We start from the raw sequence: 18,187 nt of genomic DNA on the forward strand, positions 1-18,187 counted from the left end.
CTAAGGATTCTCTAAATCCTGTTGCTGGTACCTGAAACTATAATTTTGAGAAGCGTTTAGAAATAAAAAAGTAAAAAACGTAGCTTCACTTTTGTATTTGCAACAAAGGGTTTTTAAGGATTCTCTAAATTCTGTTGCTGGTATCTGAAACTATAATTTTGAGAAGCGTTTAGAAATAAAAAAGTAGGAAGCGCAGCTTTACTTTTGTATTTACAACAAAGGGTTTCTAAATTCCTACCTATCTTTATCAAAAAAACTACAATGATAAAAAGGACCTTACTATTCTTAGTATTGATATTTCAATTGATTGGTAGCTATATGCAAGCCCAATCACTAAAAATAGAATACATAGCCCATGCCGCTTTTGTAATAGAATCCTCTCAAGGTACACGAGTAGTAATAGATCCATACCATAGTTATAGACAAATGGGATTTACGTTTCCAGAAGATATTCCTGCCGATTTGGTGCTAATTACACATCCACATTATGATCATGATGGGAGCCAATATTTTAGTAAAAATACACCCATATATAGAGATGCAGGATTGTATCGATTTAATGACGTTTTAGTTACAGGAATAGCTAGTAAGCATAGTTTTGCAGAACAGATTGGAAAATCAGGAAATCAGAATTACAATACTATTTGGGTGGTGGAAATAGATGGAGTTAAAATTGCACACTTGGGAGATAATGAAATACCTACTACAGAAGAAGTACAGCAACTGGCAGATGTAGATTATATTATTGGGCACCCAAGAGATGCCTATTATGAATTATTTCCTAATGCAGTATATATCCCAAATCATTACTTACTTCCAGAAGTTACACAACATAAAAACTGGATGCAACCAGTAGATGGATGGTTAACCGATAAGCAAGGAGTAGTACAATTAACTACAAATACGTACACACCGATTAAAGGAGATACATCAGCAGAAATTTTAGTTTTTATGCCTTCTAATAAAGTACAGGAATGGTCGTCAGAATATTATAGTGCATTAGCATTTATTAAAGAAGGATCTGAACATGAAAAGGCGTCTGGAGATTTTGATACAATAATCACTGCATATGATAAAGCTATTCAGTCTGCACCATTTGTAATGGATGGATATTATGTAAAGGCGGTTACGCTTTCGCGAAAGCAAAAACATAAAGAAGTAATTAGCGTATTAGAACAAGCTTTTGCTACAGTACCAGATATTGATTGGGGCGTGGAAGCAAAAGCCAGAGCATTATTAGCAGAAGCGTATGTGACTGCTAATGAATTAACACTAGCGTATCATCAATATGTATGGTTGCGAAGACATCCAAGAATTGTAAATAGAAATACCATCGAGAAAGCAACAACATATATCAAAAACTATGTAGAAAATAGATGATACTATTCTTTCGTTACTTTTTTTACTTGTGCTTCAGTAATCATTGTATCGTAAGAGTTGCCCCAGCTATTCATGATATAATTCATGACATCAGCAACTTCATCTTCATAAAGACCTAGCTCTGCCATAACACCATTATAAGGTTCCCCATTCACTGTGATCTTGCCAGTTTGTCCGTACTTTACAACACGTATGGCATTTGTGATATTATCCTTAGTGAGCCAGTCTGATTTTGCAAGCGGAGGGAATATTTTAGGAATGCCTTCTCCTTTTCCTAAATGGCATTGTACACAATATTCTGTATATACTTCGGCACCTCGTTCAATACTCTCTTTAAGTGGATCTTGAGCTGTAGTGTATACGGATGATTCGTTTTGTAATGTAAACCCCATCAATAAACAACCTATAGTACTTATAATAAGTAACTTTTTCATAGCATTACTTTTTTATCATACGAGCAATACCAGCCCCTTCAATTCCTAAATATACATAACCATCGGGACCCATCACCACATTACGCATACGTCCTGCATCTGTCAATAGTTTTTCACGACCTACTACGGTATTTCCTTTTAAAATAAGGCGTTCTATGTATTTAAATTTAAGAGAACCTACTAATAAGCTTCCATCTAAATCTCCGTATTTACTATCTGAAACAAAGTCCATTCCACAAGGTGCAATAGACGGTACCCAATAATAAATAGGTTGCTCCATACCTTCTTTTTCTGTGATGTCTGTAAATGACGTTCCGCTATAATTAATTCCATATGAAATAACGGGCCATCCATAATTTTTTCCAGCTTCTGGAATGTTTACTTCGTCCCCTCCACGTGGTCCATGCTCATGAGTCCATACAGCTCCTGTTTTAGGATGTATCGCCATTCCTTGAGGATTACGATGTCCATAAGACCAAATGGCTTCTTTAGCGCCAGATTGTCCTACAAAAGGATTGTCTTTAGGAATGCTTCCATCATCATTAAGTCTATATATTTTACCACCATCACGCGTGATATCTTGAGGATTTTCATCACGAGCACCGCGATCTCCTATGGTGAAAAAAACATGCCCTTTATCATCAAACACAATACGAGAACCAAAATGATGACTCTTTCTTGTGTTAGGGCTTCCTTTATATAAAACTTCCTGATTGGTAAGTGCTGTTCCTTTAAGTTTTGCACGCATTAATGCAGTATGTGCTCCTTCACCATCACCTTCTACAGAGGAGTAAGTAATATATATCCATCCATTCTTTTTGTAATCAGGATGTAAACGTATATCCAACAATCCTCCTTGATTACGACTAGAAACTTCTGGAGTGCCAGAAATTATTGTTTTTGTTCCATCTTTAAAATGGATAAGCTCTCCACTTTTTTCGGTAATAAGCATCGATCCATCAGGTAAGAATGCTAGTCCCCATGGATTTACAAGATCTGGGACGATCATTTCTATGGTGTACTTATCGTTTTGTTTTAACTCAAAATCGTTGGTTCTAGTTTCTTGAGCACAACCTAAACTTGTGATCACTAACATGAAGAAAAAAAGGAAATTATTTTTCATGGTTTAATTTTTCTGAAAAATACTCAATATTCTTTAAATGTGCAGTATTCTTAACATTATGATATGTTTTAAGGCGGAGGTTTATTGTATTATGTTATTAACTCATAGGTTTTCTTGATAACATCTTTGTAAGGGTTTTACATAAAAACCTACTTTTGTACTGTATATTTACTAACTAATATTATAACAGCGAAGTGTGTTTTATACGCTTTCGCGAAAGCATAAAAATATGGAAATTGAACACGTAAAATGCTTAATTATTGGATCGGGACCTGCAGGATATACTGCGGCTATATATGCAGCAAGAGCAAATATGGCGCCTGTATTATACCAAGGAATGCAACCTGGAGGTCAATTGACTACCACTAATGAAGTCGAAAACTTCCCAGGCTATCCAGATGGAATTACAGGACCAGCGATGATGATTGAGTTAATGAATCAAGCAAAACGTTTTGATACAGATGTACGCGATGGGTGGATTACTAAGGTAGATTTTTCTGGAGATGTGCATAAAGCATGGGTCAATGGTGAAACTGAAATTCATGCAGATACTATCATCATTTCTACGGGAGCTACAGCAAAATATTTAGGACTAGAATCAGAGCAAAAATACTTAAACTTAGGAGGTGGCGTATCTGCTTGTGCTGTATGTGATGGTTTCTTTTATAAGAATCAAGAAGTCGTGATTGTAGGAGCTGGAGACTCTGCAGCAGAAGAAGCACATTACTTATCTAAACTATGTACCAAAGTAACAATGCTTGTACGTCGTGACGAATTTAGAGCATCTAAGATTATGGCTGCTCGTGTTAAGAATACAGAAAATATAGAAATCTTATTTAATACAGAAACAGATGAGGTTTTAGGAGATGGTCAAGTAGTGACTGGAGTTCGTGTTTTTAATAATAAAACACAAGAGAAGCATGACATTCCTGCTACAGGATTTTTTGTAGCTATTGGACATAAACCGAATACAGAAATCTTTAAAGAGTACCTGAATCTTGATGAAACAGGATATATCATTAATGAACCTGGAACAGCAAAAACGAATGTGCCAGGTGTATTTGTTTCTGGAGATGCAGCAGATCATGTATATCGTCAGGCAATTACTGCAGCAGGTACAGGATGTATGGCTGCACTAGATGCTGAACGTTATCTTGCTGCAAAAGAAAGTGTAGTAGAGGCAGAGGCGTAAGCACAAGCACAAGAAACATTTATATAACTTATAGGAAATCCTTCTTAGTTTTGGCTAAGAAGGATTTTTTACATGTAATAAACAATAAGAGTTTTGAATTTAAATTATTGATTTTTAGTATGTTAAAAATATTTGATTTCTAATTCAGGTATAAATACGCTGTTTTTAAACAAAGACAAGTGTCAACTTTGTGTTTAACAATAATGAGCTCATTGTTAAACAAAATATCTAAAATAGAAATTATGAAAAAATCACAATCAAATTTATTACACTACATCCATGTATTACTCTCTAGTGATAAAGATTTAAAAGCATTTATCAAAGATCCAGTAAAATCTGCCGAGCACGAAGATAATGGATTGACCAAGGCTGAGCGTTCTGTATTAAGAAGAACAGTAGCGCATTTACCTAGTACATCAAAAAGTAATTTTGCAATGACGAGAACATTAAGTTCTTACCGCCGTTCTTTACGATTACTTCAAAATGTGTTACATAACTCTGGTACCAAAATGATAGGAGATGTTCTTTCTAATGGGCCAGTTACTGAAGATAGTACTGTTTTTTATCTTGTTGTAAATTATCCAAATATGGATAGTGGAGAAGTTCTTGATTTTACTTGTGAAGGCAATGACGCTGTAGATAAAATAGGCGGACCTTATGCTAATTCTCAGTTTTTCCAAATTGTATTCGGATCTGGTAGTACTACTATAGAACGATTAGTTTTAGGAGCAAGTCAAGCATTTCCAAGTATTTTTAGTTATGAGACAGTAGATATAGGTGGAAAACCATATATCTCTAGTATCACAATTAATGATAGAACACTAAAGGCTGACCTTAGTAATTCTTGTTATGATCTTAGTGCAAATCCAAATGCAGATTTTGTCTTTTGGTTTTACTCTGTAAATGGAGAAGCAAATCCTAATACATCAGGATCTGTAGGAATGAGTTTTGCCGACTATCAATTAAATAGTGGAGATACAGTGTATTTACAATTGATAGCTCCAGATGCGAAATATGGATTCCAACCCTGTTAAAAATAATTTTCATTTAAATATCAGATGTTAATTATGAGGTATGATCTACTATTGTAGTATCAAGATCATACATCAAAAAAAGCCCACAATAATTATTGTGGGCTTTCTCGTGTGAATCAAGAGCAGTGATTGCACACATAGGTGGGTTGGTTTGCTATATAATAAGTAGGAGTGAGTTGTTTACTCTTTTGCATCTACACTTCCTCCAGAATAATTTTTCTTAGGCTTATCTACTTCTTTAGGATTTCCCCAGTAATCTATATCGCCACCGCTAGAAGCACGTGCGCGTAATTTGTCAGTTACTCTAATATCGATGTTTCCACCACTAGATGCGCTTGCGTTTGCATACTTTGCTCTCAATTCTTTAGCATTTATAACGCCACCACTAGATACATCTGCATCTAATTTTTCTGAACTTCCCGCAAGACGTATAGATCCTCCACTGCTTACATCTGTATCTATATTACGTACAATAGCTTCTGCTTTTATAGATCCTCCACTGGATACATTAAGACTTAAATCTTCTCCTTTTAATACTTCTTTTGTGACAATATCGGCTCCGCTATTGGCGCTTATAGATTGTAGATTTCCTACATAAGTAACAAAAACTTTTTTGGATGTTGCGCTACTGATGTTATTTTCAGAATAGATTTTTAACGTACTTCCTTTTACATAAATATCTGCTAGTTCAATCAGATTTTCATCTGCTTCTACAATGACAGATACTTCAGATCCTTTTTCTAAATATACATCCCATCCGTTTCCTGCAGTAACACCATCAAAATCTTGTGTGATGTTAAAGTTTTCTGTTTGTACATTTCCATTTCCTCGCACTTGTCCAAAGTCGCCGTTAAAGACGCAAGATGTTACCAAAAGCGAAGTGAGTACTCCGATAATAAATTTAATTAGTGTTGTCATGATTCCTTTATTTTTGATTGTTTAATTGATTGTAATGAATGATTCCTCTTTTATTTGCTGTAAAAGTGCTCCATTATACGCTTTCGCGAAAGCGTAAAGAGCCCAACTGTTATTTTTTTAGGCTGAATTGTATTTTTTCTTGTTTATATATTGAACAATACCTCTAGGAAGCTTATAAGCAATGATATATAATGTCCAAAAAATGATTCCAAACAGCAATGGTAATATAGATCCAAACATATAAGTCATCCCTAGTATATATCCTAATAAGCATTCTGGTCTATATATTGGCACAAAAAACGATAGTATCATAAGACTAATAGCCATGTACATAAGAACTGTTTCTAAACCAGCTTTGAAAAAAAACGATGAGACAATAGCATATAGGAGAAACCCTATAAAACCATAGATAATAGATGCGGATATATTCTTAGATACTTCTTTGAGTGTTCTAAGATATATTAGATACAATAGCCCCCAAGTAACTAAGGGTATCGTAATGGCTCCCCACCAATTTGAGAATCCTGGTAAATTGTCATCATGCAATATATAATGTGTTGGAACACCATCATGAAAATAATCCCAAGCTAAAAATGACCACATTAGTAGGCTTACTACTACTGTAAATAAGAATCGATTTTTAAAAGAGAGATGTAAATTCATGATTTTTTTTATTTTTCTACACGAATAGCTTCTTCTACATTTTTGCCATTTTCTAACACGATAAATTTTTCTATGCTTCCATCTTTTCTTGCAATAAATTGTAAAGCAATAGGCGCTTGTGGATGCGCAAACGTATCTATTGATTTTGCCACTAAATCTGCTTGCATATTTCCAGCATCAAGATGCATAACGTTATCTTTTACAGATATGGTTACGTTTCCTGTTTGAGGTGCTTTGTAATTGCCAGCGTAACTTGCAAGCAGTTCAGTAGCCACTTTAATTCCATTAGTATTGATCTCTGGTGCTTTGTGATCATAACTCAAAACACGTGATATTTTCCATCCTGTATCTTCTTTAAGCCACAGATGTGTAAATTGAGATACTTCGGTTTTATATACTTCTTTACCGGATTCTTTGATAAAGAATTCATGTACCCCTTTTTGAATAGCGCCATATAATGATCCGTTTTTACGAAGTGGAAAAACAGTAAGGCTACCAGGTACTAATTTGCGAATAGGTTTTTTATTAGCGTCACACATGTTTGTGAGAAAAGATGTTATGAAGACATCTTTTCCTTTGGTAACACCTCCTTTATCGTGAAAAAACTCAAGATCTTCACTTAAAGCGAGTTCCATAGCTTCCTTATTACAGTTGTTGAAACCTTCTTCAAAAAGAAGAGCATCCATTTTTTGTAATTCTAGAAATAATTCAGAATCCTGCTGGACTTGTGCCAGACTCAAAAATGGAATAAAAAGGATTACTATGATTGATTTATAAATGGTCATTGATATGATTGATTAATGTAAACTAATGACTTCTGCTATTTCCCATTTAGTAGGGTTTACTTGCCTCCAAATCATAATGAATTTAGTAGGCTTAGAAACTGCATCGGGTTCTTGATTATTCTGAAAAGAATGTAATCCCATTGCGACAGCTCCAAAATCTTTAATAGCATGAACTTCTAAACTTTCTGGAACGAGTGTTCTTGTTACTTTGTTACAGATATTACGTTCAATAGCATTTATAATGTCTTGCTTTACTGTACTGAGTCCTCCATTATCGTGATAAAACTTGATATCTTCTGCATATAAATTGGATTGTGTTTTAAGGTCACAGGTGTTATACGCATCAAAATATTGCTTATCAAGTGCTGCAATTGTTTTAAAAAGCTCAGAATCTTTAGCTACTTGTCCTATGCCTATAAAAGGCATGAGGATAAGAAAAGCTATGAGTCTTGCTGCTGTCATTAGTTCGTTTTTTGATTGATGAATGATTCTTACGCTTGTTAAATACTATCTTTTTCCCAAGAAGCTTTTTCTAATGTGTCTTTTTTCCAGCTATTACGTTCGGTAGCATCGTCTCTCTCCCAATCTGGTATTTCTTCACCTTCTTGGTAAGAGCGTTGTTCCCATTCGTATTCACGATTAGTAGAGGAGTTCTCTTGACTTTCTGTACATGTATCGCATACGAGTTTTCCTCTTTTCATGAGTAAGAACTTCTCTTCATTACCATTATCTAGTAAATCTCTGTAACGACTGCTATTACGGTGATAGCTGTATGTATTGTTATCAGCATAGAGTGTAGTGCCTTCAGGTAGGTATAGAATTACTTGTACTTCTTGACTTCTAAATTTACTACTCGCTACGGTTGAGAAAAACCCATCTAGATATAATGTATTGTCTATTACTTCAAAGTTATAATCTATACGACTTGCTTCTTCTTTTGCCGCAGAAAAACTACGTCCATTTGTTTCCTTTTGGATTTTTAAATAGGCATTATCTTCTGTAGTATTGCGTACAATAAGACGTACATTTCGTCTCATATATACACGTTCTCCATTATTATCATATTCCATAAGGAAGTTATTAGAACGACGTAATTCTCCAGGAAGTAAATCATTTCCTTGCATTCTAACAGATAGTGTGTCATTTGCTGCGATAGCAAGTGTTTCTTGAGTCGTTACTTTCCCTGTAAATGAATGTTCTGTTGCTTCACGTATTCCAATTACTCCAATACCAATAACGGATAATAACCAGATACCTAGTAAGGATAGTTTTCCTGCAAGCGGCATTGATTTTAAATTACCTGCTAATATTTTTAACCCTAAATAGAATAGGAAGAAAAATGGAATTCCAACAGCAAAGAATATTAGTATAGAAGCTAACCAAAGTGGAACACCAGCTGTGTGAATAAAATCTCCATAATTTCCAAAATCGTCATAAATGATGTCAACAGTACCCGCTGTAAATAATCCTACAAATAGTGATATCACAACAGACGCTCCTGTAATAATAAAGAGTACTCCTACGATTTTAGCAAGAACTTTTAGAAAGAACATGATTATTTTTCCTATGGTTTGGAAAAAACCTTGGGCTCCTTTTTTAGCTTGGTTCCCATACTTATCATAATCTACGTTTTTTACCGCGTCAGCCACATTTTCAAATCCTTCTTTTACTTTTTCTTGAATATTGTCAATGTTAACTGCCTTTCCCGTCATTGAGAGTTTATCGGCTGTAGAGGTTGCTTCTGGCATTAAAATCCATAGTAAGATATAGATCAATATTGGAGATCCAAAACCTACAAGTACTAAGAATACCCATGCTAAGCGTATCCATATGGAGTCTATTCCAAAGTAATGCCCTAAACCACTAGAAACTCCGCCTATATAAGCATTGTCTACATCTCTATATAGTTTTTTTCCACTACCTGAAGACTGTGTTCTTTTTGATTTTTTACTTTTTGGAGCATCTTCAAAGATGTCGTCATCTACCATATAATCTTCAGGTTGTCCCATTACGGCAATAACTTCGTCTAGTTCTTTAATGCTTATTACTTGACGCGCATCTTGAATTTTAGTACTAAAAAGTTCAGAAATACGAGCTTCTATATCTGCTATGATTTCATCTTCTCCCGTAACGCCCTCAAATGAACGTTTGATCGCAGTGAGATAGCGTTGTAATTTGGCATACGCATCCTCATCTATATGAAAGAAAATACCGGCTAAATTTATATTTACTGTCTTGTTCATTTTTTTGATTTTTTTGTTGAGGTTACTACCGTTACTGCGGTTTGTAATTCGTCCCAGGTGGTTGTGAGTTCATTTAAAAAGAGTTGTCCTGTTTCCGTAAGCCCATAGTACTTACGTGGGGGTCCGCTTGTGGATTCTTCCCAGCGATAATTAAGCAATCCTGCGTTTTTAAGCCTTGTAAGTAGTGGGTATATTGTACCTTCTACTACAAGTAATTTAGCATCTTTGAGTGTGTCTAAGATTTCGGCTACGTAGGCATCGTCGTCTTTTAATACAGACAGGATGCAATACTCTAGCACGCCTTTACGCATCTGTGCTTTGGTGTTTTCAACCTTCATAGATTTCCATTTTAATATGCGTTAAACTGTTCATTTTTTGATTGTTCTAAACGTTATGTTTAGATGATTTGATTGATTGTGATTGATGATGAATTTCTCTTTATACGCTTTAACACTTCGCTCTTCCTATGGTTGTGAATCTCATAGGTTCGCTTTCGCGAAAGCGTATATTGATTTTTAATTATAAACCATAGGCTTAATAATTGTTTGATCTGTAAATACCAATGCAGCGATAAAAATGCTAATGATAAAAAAACTGATGAGATTAAATTTCCAGTGATATTTATAGGTCGATGCCATTTTATAGACGAATCCAAATAATAGCAATGATACAAGAATAGGTAATGTCATTTTTCCAATACCTAGTGATTCACTTATTCGTGCTTCATCATTTGGATTAAGTAATGATATCGCGGCTGCTAAAAAACGTTGAATAAACGCGATAAGTAATAATATATATACATATTTGTTGTCTTTTTTACGTAATACATAAAAGAATATTCCAGCAGTAATGATTGTAAATATAGGACCAGCTGCACTTACTAACTGACGTTCCCAATCATGTGCATAAGTACCTTCTGTAAGAGTTACTGTGTTTAAAGTCATTGTCATATCATATCCCAATAGCGTGCCCATAGTGTAATGTGCTAGCTCATGAAAAAAGAAGGACAGAATTACAAAGACTCCAATTGATAGAATAAGCTTTATGTTGATAGTATGATTCATTATTCTTCTGTTGTATCCGTTTGCTCTGTTGTTTCTTCTGATGAACTATCAGATATTTCTTCTACTGTAGAAGCTTTAATAAAATTAATAGAGAACGGATACTTATAGTTCTCTCCATTTGAAGCTTTTATAGCTGCAGAAATAACACTTACAATTTCAAAAATGGCTAAGCCTAATGCAAGAGTGCCAACGATAATAGCAATGATTAATAGGGTACTTGCGCTAGCAAAATCTCCATGCGTATGGAAATGATCATTAATGATAAGATGCCCATTTGTACCTTCTAACTTAATTGCTTGCCATACAAAAAATGGAATACTAATGATGACCAATGCAATCGTATAAATAAGAATGCTTAACTGAAAATTAATAGCATCTCTTCCATGCTCTTCTACAAATCGTGATTTGTTTTTTTGAGCGCTCCATAAAACGAGAGGAGCAATCAAATTACCAAAAGGGATAAACCACTTACTAAAGGTAGATAAGTGTATAAATGTGCTAAGGTTTTTGTGGTGTGTTGTTACGGTGCTTTCCATTACTTACTAATTTCTTATACAAATATATGTCTTTTAAAAGGTATTATGTTACGCATAGTACTAAAAATTAACATTTTATTAACTTTTTAATGAATGATAAATTGAATTTAAAATGCTTATTATTAATGTATTATGATGTTTTTGGTATTTTTTATTTTTTTTTAAAATATAAAGGTGTTGTGTCCGTATCATAAAAGCATGACCTGAAATTAATCACTACTTTTGTAGAAAATGAATGATATGAAGATTTTGAGTGCTAGGAAATTTAATATGTTTACGATGCTTAAGTTACCAGCAGCATGGTTTACAGGTGTACGGTTAAAAACTATAAATGCAGACGTTAGTACAGTACAAGTAAAACACAGATGGATTAATCAAAATCCATTTAAAAGTATGTTTTGGGCAGTACAAGGAATGGCCGCCGAACTTTCTACAGGAGCCTTAGTGATTTCATATATTAGAAATAGTAATGAGAAGATTTCTATGTTGGTTGCTTCCAATAATGCTTCTTTTACAAAAAAAGCAACAGGTCGTATCACCTTTACTTGTGAAGATGGTGCAAAGATTAAGGAAACTATTCAAAAGGCTATAGAGACAGGCGAAGGGCAAACCTGTTGGATGAAATCTATAGGAACCAATACAGAAGGAATTCAAGTAAGTGAATTTAATTTTGAATGGACAGTGAAGGTGAGGTCAAAAAAGTGACTTTACTTATGGTCTTTGTTATAATTTCATAACCTTTCTTTTATTTTTCTACATCAGAAATGGTTGCGATTGCTCGTATTTCTAATTTCTAATTTCTAATTTCGTATTTCTAACAATCAAGCTTGTCGTATCATGAATTATATTCTTTTTGACGGAACGGTTCGTAACCAATTATTACCGTTTACATATACTCGCCCCGTAGCCGATATTCGTGTAGGAATTTTAACCATTCGAGAAAAATGGGAACGTTTCTTAGGATATACAACTTCTACAGTTACTGAAGAATATTTGAGCGATAAGTGGCCTATGGTCGAGTTTCCTGAAAATATCATGATTAATGCGTCTTATTTACCTACGCCTAATCTGGTGACGATTATTAAAGGTATGACTGAAGGACAAGCTATTTTTGATGGAGAAGAGATCATTGCTTTTTATACAAAAGAAGATCAAGAAGTCGATTTTGATACTTATGATATTATTGAGTATACCTTCGAAGATTTATTTAAAATAGAACATACCTGGGATATCTTCTCTAAAAACGGACGTGCTATCGCCGAAGATTATGCACTACTTACGGAAGGAAGATCTTCACAACCTATTCCGCAAATGGTCGTAGCCTTGAATGCTGCAGATATCTTTATAGAAGAAGGAGCTAAATTACCTCTATGTTCTTTGAATGCTGAAAATGGTCCTATATATATAGGAAAAGATGCAGAGATTATGGAAGGATCTATGATACGCGGTCCTTTTGCATTATGCGAACATGCTACTGTAAAAATGGGAGCAAAAATATATGGCGGCACTACCGTGGGACCTCACTGTAAAGTAGGAGGAGAGGTGAATAATGTAGTGTTGTTTGGGTATTCAAGTAAAGGACATGATGGTTTCTTAGGAAATACAGTATTAGGAGAGTGGTGTAATATAGGAGCAGATAGTAATAACTCGAATCTTAAAAACAACTATGCGTCTGTAAAATTATGGGATTATGAAACGGGACGTTTTGCAAACACTGGACTACAGTTTTGTGGCCTGATGATGGGTGATCATAGCAAGTGTGGTATTAATACTATGTTTAATACAGGTACAGTGATAGGAGTAGCCACCAATATTTTTGGTAGCGGTTTTCCTCGTAATTTTGTACCTTCATTTCAATGGGGTGGTGCTAATGGCTTTGTAACCCACCTTCCTAAAAAAGCGTATGAAACGGCTCGTATTGCCTTGGCTCGTCGTGATATAGAATTGACTGAGCAAGATGAGGCCATCTTAAATCATGTATTTGAAGAGACCAAGCAGTATCGTAGAGAATAATTGTTTTTCCGCTTTCGCGAAATAGCTATTAGTCGTTAGTCGATAGGTCTTATTAATTCTAAATCTCACTGTTATTTGATTTCCTTCCTACGGCAAGCAAGCTCGTTCATCATTCTGTCAAAATGATGAGTTGTAGTCATCTCGAGTGTAAGGAGAGATCACACAAGAAGCTAAGAGAGAAGTGTTAGGTTTACTGTTATGTGATTTCTCGTCGCTCATACTTCACTCTGTCGAAATGACGAATAACATTACCTCATTGATAGGAGAGATCACACTACTAGCTAAAAAATAATATTTATTACCTAAAACCTTTATACCACCAATTCCAGTCTATACTTGTGACTATAAAATATAGAATCACTATGGAGACTATCGTGATTATAATAAACTTTTTCTGTTCTTGTTTCTTTTCTTTTTGAATACGATCTCTAATTTCTTGTAACTGCTATGGGGTTGCTTTCTTAGTAAAGCGATTTGTTTCGTCTTTTGAAGATGCATAAGAGAATTTTTGCTTCTTGCGCTTTGGTAGTAATGCGCTATTAGCTTTCATTGCTTTGTGTGCTGTTCCTGATCCGTGTGGCATACTCGTTGTTTTAGATTATATATAGTTTTGATCTTTTAAGAACCATAGCGTAGTCGCTAGTATGATGAAAATGATACCACCTATTAGAAGTAGTGTCTTATTTCTTTTTCTATGTTGAGCTTCTATTTCAGTCTTGATCTTATGTAGAAGTTGTGGACTTGCGGATGTATGATCAAAACTCTCTTTTTGTCTATCTTTTATAGTTGTAGCTCTATTTTTAAAATAGGAATCATTTACATTTTTCCTTTTATTGCTTCTCAATACAGTGATCATGGATTCTCCTAATGGCATAGCTCTTTTTTTAAAGGTTAATAATCATATAATACATGCTAAATAGTACAATAAAGAAGAAGATACTTGTTATAATTACTACTCTTTTTAGCCTTTTTCTATTTTCTTTTTCGATCTTATCCTTAATCTGTTCTAATAATTCAGGACTTGCCTTTTTAGGGTCAATATAATGAGTTGTTTCACTGGTTAGTGAAATATTTCTTTTTGATTCAGGACGTTGCGCTCTATTATTTTTGATAAGCGTTCTTCCTAAAGCGGCAAAGCCAATACTACTCATGTCTAGTCTTCTCATATTATAAATTCATAAAGTATATCGCGCCTGCGATAATACAGATAAGCGTAGTGATACTAATAATCAATATTTTTTTAAGTCTTACTTTTTCTTCTTTACGTATTCTAGTACGTATCTCCATAAGCTGTTCAAAAGTAGGTTGTTTAGGATCTTCCCATTTTTCATTTTGAGAACTTACAAGTGATAATTTCCCTTTTCTATGCTTACCAAGCATAGCTCTGTTTGCCTTCATTGCTTGATTAGCCGCTGCTACACTTCCTCCAAATCCCATAGTCGTTCTGTATTGATTATACTAATGGGTAGTAGAAAATGATGAAATGTTACATAATGACTAATTTATGATCAGGTAGATAAGTAGATGATCGTGATAGTCCCTAAAATGATCATCATCATTGTTATGATTGTTTTTATGATGCTTATTTTTTGTTGTTTGTAGATTTTGTTTCTTATTTCAACCAATTGTTCAGCTGTAGCATGCTTATGATCTATCCAACCTTTATTAGATACAGTTGTTTGTGTCCTTTTTCTTTTAGTACGTTTTTTTAATAGATCTCTATTTGCTTTTAGTGCTTGATTTACAGCAGCTCCTCCAAAATACCCCATAATCGTTATGTATTGATTATACTAATGGGTAGTAGAAAATGATGAAATGTTACAATAGTAAGTGATTGACTCACTGAAAGGATTGCTTAAAACTATTACGTATTACTAACGATATGAGCATCTTTTAGAGTATTTTTAAAAAAATATGGATGTATTAAAAGACTAAACAATTAATGGAAACAACTACTGTATATTTAGTTATAAATGATGAAGAGTTAATCTCTTTAGATAAGTATGACTTTTATGAATTTTCTACTCAAATAGTAAATCAGTCTGTGATTTCTATTTTTAGAGAAAAACAACTAGCTATCGATACTCTTGCTTCTTATAAGTCTAAAAACCACACATATTTTGTAGTAAAAGTTGAAATACAAGAAATAGAACTTTTGATCAATTTAACTGAGCTAAATGATGATAAACTACAGGTTAAAGTACCTAAAACGTATTTAGAAACATTTAATGAAAATATTGTAAGTAAAATCAAGCCTATTCATATTTTAATAGGTAAAGAATATGACAAGAAAAAAGCAGAAAAACTAGAACAAAGTATAGAACTTGAGTGTGATATATATCAATATCGATTAGAAACATTCTTAGAAACTAAATCAAGAAAAATTATACCATTTAATTATTTTGATAGTGATTATGAAGAGGAAGGAGATGAAATGGAAGCTTCTATGTTACCTTTTGATGAATTAAAAGAAAAAGCCAAGTTAATAAATACGGTAGATCAAGCTGTTGATTTTTTAATCCAAGATTGTTTAAGTCCTAAAAAAAATAAAGATATAAAAGATCAAACAATCCTTACTCAAATAGATGCTATAGGGAATCATTTAGGAATCAATATGTATTTGAGAAATTTACTTTTTCATGGAAACGATAATACAGATTTTTTAAAATCTATATACACATATGAACCTTATGCTACTTATAATTTAACCTCATATGGTGAGTTAGGTGAAGGGTTAATAGCAGAAGCACTTTGGAGGAAATTACATAGATGCGAATTAGAAAAGATAAAAAATTCAAGTGAAATTGTAAAGTTAAATACCTATATAGATGATGTATATGAAAATTTCTATAAAGAAAGAAATTTAGATATTAATAATGTGAGTGATGCAGATTACGAATTGATTAAAGAAGATTTGCAGCAATTATATGATGAGAAATCTATAAGGGAATTAACTACAAAGATTAAACTTCTATCCTATGATATGGATGAAGAAGATATTAAAAAGTATCTTGCACTAGATAACATAGAATATAAGGATGACGATGTGTGGTTGAATAATAAATTTGAAATGCAAAGTATTACGGGACAAGTAAAAGAAGAAGAATATCCTATGTTTGAATACTTGAAAAAAGAATATTTCGAAATTTATAATGTTTATCAAAAATTAAGTGATTTTAGATCATCAAAAGAATAAATGCTCATATCTTAGTCTTCTTTACTCTCTTAAGCACCAAAAAATTCTGAGGATTAGGTGTCAAGCCACTTATGTTTTTTCGCGTAAAGCGAACCACTTGATCGTAATATAAAGGAATGATAGGCGCCTTTGCTATAATAATACTATCCATTCTGACATAGTCCAATTTACGAGTTTCTACATCTACCATAGAAAGGCTGTGTTCGTAAATAGAATCGTAATCTGTACTCTTAAAATGGGTATAATTAGGGCCGTTTGGGGTGAAGTTTTTACTATAAAATAAACTTAAGTAATTCTCGGCATCTGGATAATCTGCAATCCAGCTTGCACGAAAAGCATCTAGCTCACCACTACTTTTCATCTGTCGTAAGGTAGATGGTGGCATCACATTAATCTCTACACGAAGTCCCGATTTTTGGAGTTCGCGTTGTATGTATTCGCAAATATCAAGATACTGACTATTAGTTCCTATAGAAATCATAGGATCCATATTACCACTCTCTTTTTTGTATTTTTTAATAAGCTTTCGCGAAAGCTTAGGATTGTATGCATACCCTTTTATATAATCAAAGCCAGGTAATCCCATAGGGATGAACCCGTGCTTGGCAGGTTCTCCAATGCCGTTACGTAAATAAGTGATCATTTTTTGACGGTCAAAACCATAATTGACCGCTTTTCGAAGTAATTCTGACTGTACTTCGTCGGTACTACTATCTAAATAAAAACCAATGTATTCTGTGTTTAATTGCGGACTCACACTTAGGTCAACATCGTTTTGGTATTTTTCGCGTAAGCGTCCAGAAGCAGTCAATAATTCGTCTTTATAGGAAGGGTCTAGAGAATTTAGAAAATCAATATTTCCTTGAGCAAATTGTAAAAATTCACTTTGCTTATCAGGTAAAAATGTAATAGCTACTGCTTCTAGGTAAGGAAGTCGTATTCCTTCTTCATCAAACTCATAATAGTGATTGTTTTTGCGTAATACCAATTTGACACCTTCTTCCCAACGTTTAAATTTAAAAGGCCCTGTTCCAATAGGATTTGAACGGAAATCATTTCCATAAAAATCAACCACCTCTTTAGGAACTACAGAGCAATACCGCATACTTAGTAATCCTAAGAATGCAGGAAAGGGTTGTTTGAGTTGTATCGTAAATGTACTGTCATTTAGCGCTTTGTAACTGTCTACTTTATTCATAACCCAACTCCCAGGAGAGGCAACAGAAGGGTCTGTGAGTCTTCCAAAACTATAGACAAAGTCTGTTGCTGTTACAAAACGAGTGCTGTCTTTTGTTTTGAATTGAGGGTGTTTATGAAACTGAACATCGTCTCTTAAAGTAAAAGTATATTGTAATGCATCTTCAGAAACTTGCCAGGTTTTTGCAACATCGGGTTGAATATTGAGATTGTCATCTAACTGTACAAGTCCATTGAATAGTTGATTGGTAGGCCAAATAATTTGGGGATTACGAGCAAATGCAGGATCTAGTGTAGAGATTTGATATTGTTCATTATATCTAAAAACAAGATGGTCGCGGTTTTCTGAGTCGCTGGAGGAGCATCCTACTAATACTGTGATTGCAAATGAATACAGTATATAGTACTT

At 33.9% G+C, this 18,187-nt stretch carries 22 protein-coding genes; 6 read left to right on the forward strand and 16 right to left on the reverse strand.

All coding sequences use genetic code 11. The features are described 5' to 3' along the window. Positions 1 to 261: 261 nt before the first annotated feature. Positions 262 to 1,380: an MBL fold metallo-hydrolase gene (locus Q1A01_RS11665; RefSeq protein ID WP_299680688.1), complete on the forward strand. Its 1,119-nt coding sequence runs from the start codon at positions 262 to 264 to the stop codon at positions 1,378 to 1,380. Positions 1,381 to 1,382: 2 nt separating this feature from the next. Here Q1A01_RS11665 and Q1A01_RS11670 read toward each other — a convergent pair whose 3' ends face one another. Beyond that, entirely contained in the window at positions 1,383 to 1,814 is a 432-nt protein-coding gene (locus tag Q1A01_RS11670) for a cytochrome c (protein ID WP_299680691.1), read from the reverse strand. A gap of 4 nt (positions 1,815 to 1,818) precedes the next feature. Then, positions 1,819 to 2,937 (reverse strand): PQQ-dependent sugar dehydrogenase, encoded by a 1,119-nt coding sequence (locus tag Q1A01_RS11675; protein WP_299680694.1) that lies wholly within the window; start codon positions 2,935 to 2,937, stop codon positions 1,819 to 1,821. Positions 2,938 to 3,166: 229 nt separating this feature from the next. On the opposite strand from Q1A01_RS11675, the gene trxB reads away from it, so the two are divergent. Both trxB and Q1A01_RS11685 read left to right on the forward strand, forming a co-directional pair. Continuing rightward, positions 3,167 to 4,129, forward strand: a complete 963-nt coding sequence (trxB, locus tag Q1A01_RS11680) for a thioredoxin-disulfide reductase (RefSeq protein ID WP_299680697.1) — start codon at positions 3,167 to 3,169, stop codon at positions 4,127 to 4,129. Positions 4,130 to 4,371: 242 nt separating this feature from the next. Next, on the forward strand, positions 4,372 to 5,163 hold the full coding sequence (locus Q1A01_RS11685) for a hypothetical protein (protein ID WP_299680699.1): 792 nt from the start codon (positions 4,372 to 4,374) through the stop codon (positions 5,161 to 5,163). A 180-nt stretch (positions 5,164 to 5,343) separates the two neighbouring features. On the opposite strand, the gene Q1A01_RS11690 is transcribed toward Q1A01_RS11685, so the two are convergent. The 8 genes from Q1A01_RS11690 to Q1A01_RS11725 all read right to left on the reverse strand — a co-directional run bounded on the left by Q1A01_RS11690 (position 5,344) and on the right by Q1A01_RS11725 (position 11,372). After that, positions 5,344 to 6,081, reverse strand: a complete 738-nt coding sequence (locus Q1A01_RS11690; RefSeq protein WP_299680702.1) for a head GIN domain-containing protein — start codon at positions 6,079 to 6,081, stop codon at positions 5,344 to 5,346. Positions 6,082 to 6,198: 117 nt separating this feature from the next. Further along, positions 6,199 to 6,744, reverse strand: coding sequence for a hypothetical protein (locus tag Q1A01_RS11695; RefSeq protein WP_299680705.1), 546 nt, complete (start codon positions 6,742 to 6,744; stop codon positions 6,199 to 6,201). An 8-nt stretch (positions 6,745 to 6,752) separates the two neighbouring features. Beyond that, the gene (locus Q1A01_RS11700) at positions 6,753 to 7,529 is read right to left on the reverse strand and encodes a nuclear transport factor 2 family protein (protein ID WP_299680708.1); all 777 of its coding nucleotides are present in this window, start codon (positions 7,527 to 7,529) and stop codon (positions 6,753 to 6,755) included. A gap of 12 nt (positions 7,530 to 7,541) precedes the next feature. After that, positions 7,542 to 7,991: a nuclear transport factor 2 family protein gene (locus Q1A01_RS11705; protein WP_299680711.1), complete on the reverse strand. Its 450-nt coding sequence runs from the start codon at positions 7,989 to 7,991 to the stop codon at positions 7,542 to 7,544. Positions 7,992 to 8,029: 38 nt separating this feature from the next. After that, positions 8,030 to 9,772, reverse strand: coding sequence for a PspC domain-containing protein (locus Q1A01_RS11710; RefSeq protein WP_299680714.1), 1,743 nt, complete (start codon positions 9,770 to 9,772; stop codon positions 8,030 to 8,032). After that, the gene (locus Q1A01_RS11715) at positions 9,769 to 10,110 is read right to left on the reverse strand and encodes a PadR family transcriptional regulator (RefSeq protein ID WP_089373066.1); all 342 of its coding nucleotides are present in this window, start codon (positions 10,108 to 10,110) and stop codon (positions 9,769 to 9,771) included. Before Q1A01_RS11715 ends, Q1A01_RS11710 begins: the two co-directional genes overlap by 4 nt. Before the next feature lie 177 nt (positions 10,111 to 10,287). Continuing rightward, complete coding sequence (locus Q1A01_RS11720) at positions 10,288 to 10,746, reverse strand: hypothetical protein (RefSeq protein ID WP_299680719.1); 459 nt, start codon at positions 10,744 to 10,746, stop codon at positions 10,288 to 10,290. A gap of 89 nt (positions 10,747 to 10,835) precedes the next feature. Next, positions 10,836 to 11,372 (reverse strand): DUF4870 domain-containing protein, encoded by a 537-nt coding sequence (locus tag Q1A01_RS11725; RefSeq protein ID WP_299680721.1) that lies wholly within the window; start codon positions 11,370 to 11,372, stop codon positions 10,836 to 10,838. A gap of 240 nt (positions 11,373 to 11,612) precedes the next feature. Here Q1A01_RS11725 and Q1A01_RS11730 point away from each other — a divergent pair, with 240 nt between their 5' ends. Then, entirely contained in the window at positions 11,613 to 12,077 is a 465-nt protein-coding gene (locus Q1A01_RS11730) for a DUF4442 domain-containing protein (protein WP_299680724.1), read from the forward strand. 132 nt (positions 12,078 to 12,209) lie between these two features. Beyond that, positions 12,210 to 13,385 (forward strand): GlmU family protein, encoded by a 1,176-nt coding sequence (locus Q1A01_RS11735; RefSeq protein ID WP_299680727.1) that lies wholly within the window; start codon positions 12,210 to 12,212, stop codon positions 13,383 to 13,385. Between the two features lie 445 nt (positions 13,386 to 13,830). On the opposite strand, the gene Q1A01_RS11740 is transcribed toward Q1A01_RS11735, so the two are convergent. The 5 genes from Q1A01_RS11740 to Q1A01_RS11760 form a co-directional block, all read right to left on the reverse strand. Then, the gene (locus Q1A01_RS11740; RefSeq protein ID WP_299680730.1) at positions 13,831 to 13,968 is read right to left on the reverse strand and encodes a hypothetical protein; all 138 of its coding nucleotides are present in this window, start codon (positions 13,966 to 13,968) and stop codon (positions 13,831 to 13,833) included. 15 nt (positions 13,969 to 13,983) lie between these two features. Next, positions 13,984 to 14,259: a hypothetical protein gene (locus tag Q1A01_RS11745; RefSeq protein WP_299680733.1), complete on the reverse strand. Its 276-nt coding sequence runs from the start codon at positions 14,257 to 14,259 to the stop codon at positions 13,984 to 13,986. A gap of 10 nt (positions 14,260 to 14,269) precedes the next feature. Continuing rightward, positions 14,270 to 14,551, reverse strand: coding sequence for a hypothetical protein (locus Q1A01_RS11750; RefSeq protein WP_299680736.1), 282 nt, complete (start codon positions 14,549 to 14,551; stop codon positions 14,270 to 14,272). 1 nt (position 14,552) lies between these two features. Further along, on the reverse strand, positions 14,553 to 14,822 hold the full coding sequence (locus Q1A01_RS11755; RefSeq protein ID WP_299680739.1) for a hypothetical protein: 270 nt from the start codon (positions 14,820 to 14,822) through the stop codon (positions 14,553 to 14,555). 71 nt (positions 14,823 to 14,893) lie between these two features. Next, positions 14,894 to 15,154, reverse strand: coding sequence for a hypothetical protein (locus tag Q1A01_RS11760; RefSeq protein WP_299680742.1), 261 nt, complete (start codon positions 15,152 to 15,154; stop codon positions 14,894 to 14,896). A gap of 173 nt (positions 15,155 to 15,327) precedes the next feature. Here Q1A01_RS11760 and Q1A01_RS11765 point away from each other — a divergent pair, with 173 nt between their 5' ends. Beyond that, positions 15,328 to 16,581, forward strand: coding sequence for a hypothetical protein (locus Q1A01_RS11765; protein WP_299680745.1), 1,254 nt, complete (start codon positions 15,328 to 15,330; stop codon positions 16,579 to 16,581). 4 nt (positions 16,582 to 16,585) lie between these two features. Here the strand turns inward: Q1A01_RS11765 and Q1A01_RS11770 are convergent, their stop codons facing one another. Beyond that, entirely contained in the window at positions 16,586 to 18,160 is a 1,575-nt protein-coding gene (locus Q1A01_RS11770; RefSeq protein WP_299681064.1) for an ABC transporter substrate-binding protein, read from the reverse strand. Between the last annotated feature and the right edge of the window lie 27 nt (positions 18,161 to 18,187).

This window comes from uncultured Dokdonia sp., assembly GCF_947492815.1.
In the GTDB taxonomy this organism is placed as follows: Bacteria; Bacteroidota; Bacteroidia; order Flavobacteriales; family Flavobacteriaceae; genus Dokdonia.

Excerpts from the sequence above, each read along its gene's own strand:
- Q1A01_RS11740 (WP_299680730.1), bottom strand. The coding sequence starts at position 13,968 with ATGCCACACGGATCAGGAACAGCACACAAAGCAATGAAAGCTAATAGC.
- Q1A01_RS11730 (WP_299680724.1), top strand. The coding sequence starts at position 11,613 with ATGAAGATTTTGAGTGCTAGGAAATTTAATATGTTTACGATGCTTAAG.
- Q1A01_RS11665 (WP_299680688.1), top strand. The coding sequence starts at position 262 with ATGATAAAAAGGACCTTACTATTCTTAGTATTGATATTTCAATTGATT.
- Q1A01_RS11705 (WP_299680711.1), bottom strand. The coding sequence starts at position 7,991 with ATGACAGCAGCAAGACTCATAGCTTTTCTTATCCTCATGCCTTTTATA.
- Q1A01_RS11710 (WP_299680714.1), bottom strand. The coding sequence starts at position 9,772 with ATGAACAAGACAGTAAATATAAATTTAGCCGGTATTTTCTTTCATATA.
- Q1A01_RS11670 (WP_299680691.1), bottom strand. The coding sequence starts at position 1,814 with ATGAAAAAGTTACTTATTATAAGTACTATAGGTTGTTTATTGATGGGG.
- Q1A01_RS11675 (WP_299680694.1), bottom strand. The coding sequence starts at position 2,937 with ATGAAAAATAATTTCCTTTTTTTCTTCATGTTAGTGATCACAAGTTTA.
- Q1A01_RS11750 (WP_299680736.1), bottom strand. The coding sequence starts at position 14,551 with ATGAGAAGACTAGACATGAGTAGTATTGGCTTTGCCGCTTTAGGAAGA.
- Q1A01_RS11735 (WP_299680727.1), top strand. The coding sequence starts at position 12,210 with ATGAATTATATTCTTTTTGACGGAACGGTTCGTAACCAATTATTACCG.
- trxB (WP_299680697.1), top strand. The coding sequence starts at position 3,167 with ATGGAAATTGAACACGTAAAATGCTTAATTATTGGATCGGGACCTGCA.
- Q1A01_RS11745 (WP_299680733.1), bottom strand. The coding sequence starts at position 14,259 with ATGCCATTAGGAGAATCCATGATCACTGTATTGAGAAGCAATAAAAGG.
- Q1A01_RS11685 (WP_299680699.1), top strand. The coding sequence starts at position 4,372 with ATGAAAAAATCACAATCAAATTTATTACACTACATCCATGTATTACTC.
- Q1A01_RS11690 (WP_299680702.1), bottom strand. The coding sequence starts at position 6,081 with ATGACAACACTAATTAAATTTATTATCGGAGTACTCACTTCGCTTTTG.
- Q1A01_RS11755 (WP_299680739.1), bottom strand. The coding sequence starts at position 14,822 with ATGGGATTTGGAGGAAGTGTAGCAGCGGCTAATCAAGCAATGAAGGCA.
- Q1A01_RS11700 (WP_299680708.1), bottom strand. The coding sequence starts at position 7,529 with ATGACCATTTATAAATCAATCATAGTAATCCTTTTTATTCCATTTTTG.
- Q1A01_RS11765 (WP_299680745.1), top strand. The coding sequence starts at position 15,328 with ATGGAAACAACTACTGTATATTTAGTTATAAATGATGAAGAGTTAATC.
- Q1A01_RS11715 (WP_089373066.1), bottom strand. The coding sequence starts at position 10,110 with ATGAAGGTTGAAAACACCAAAGCACAGATGCGTAAAGGCGTGCTAGAG.
- Q1A01_RS11720 (WP_299680719.1), bottom strand. The coding sequence starts at position 10,746 with ATGGGCACGCTATTGGGATATGATATGACAATGACTTTAAACACAGTA.
- Q1A01_RS11695 (WP_299680705.1), bottom strand. The coding sequence starts at position 6,744 with ATGAATTTACATCTCTCTTTTAAAAATCGATTCTTATTTACAGTAGTA.
- Q1A01_RS11760 (WP_299680742.1), bottom strand. The coding sequence starts at position 15,154 with ATGGGGTATTTTGGAGGAGCTGCTGTAAATCAAGCACTAAAAGCAAAT.
- Q1A01_RS11725 (WP_299680721.1), bottom strand. The coding sequence starts at position 11,372 with ATGGAAAGCACCGTAACAACACACCACAAAAACCTTAGCACATTTATA.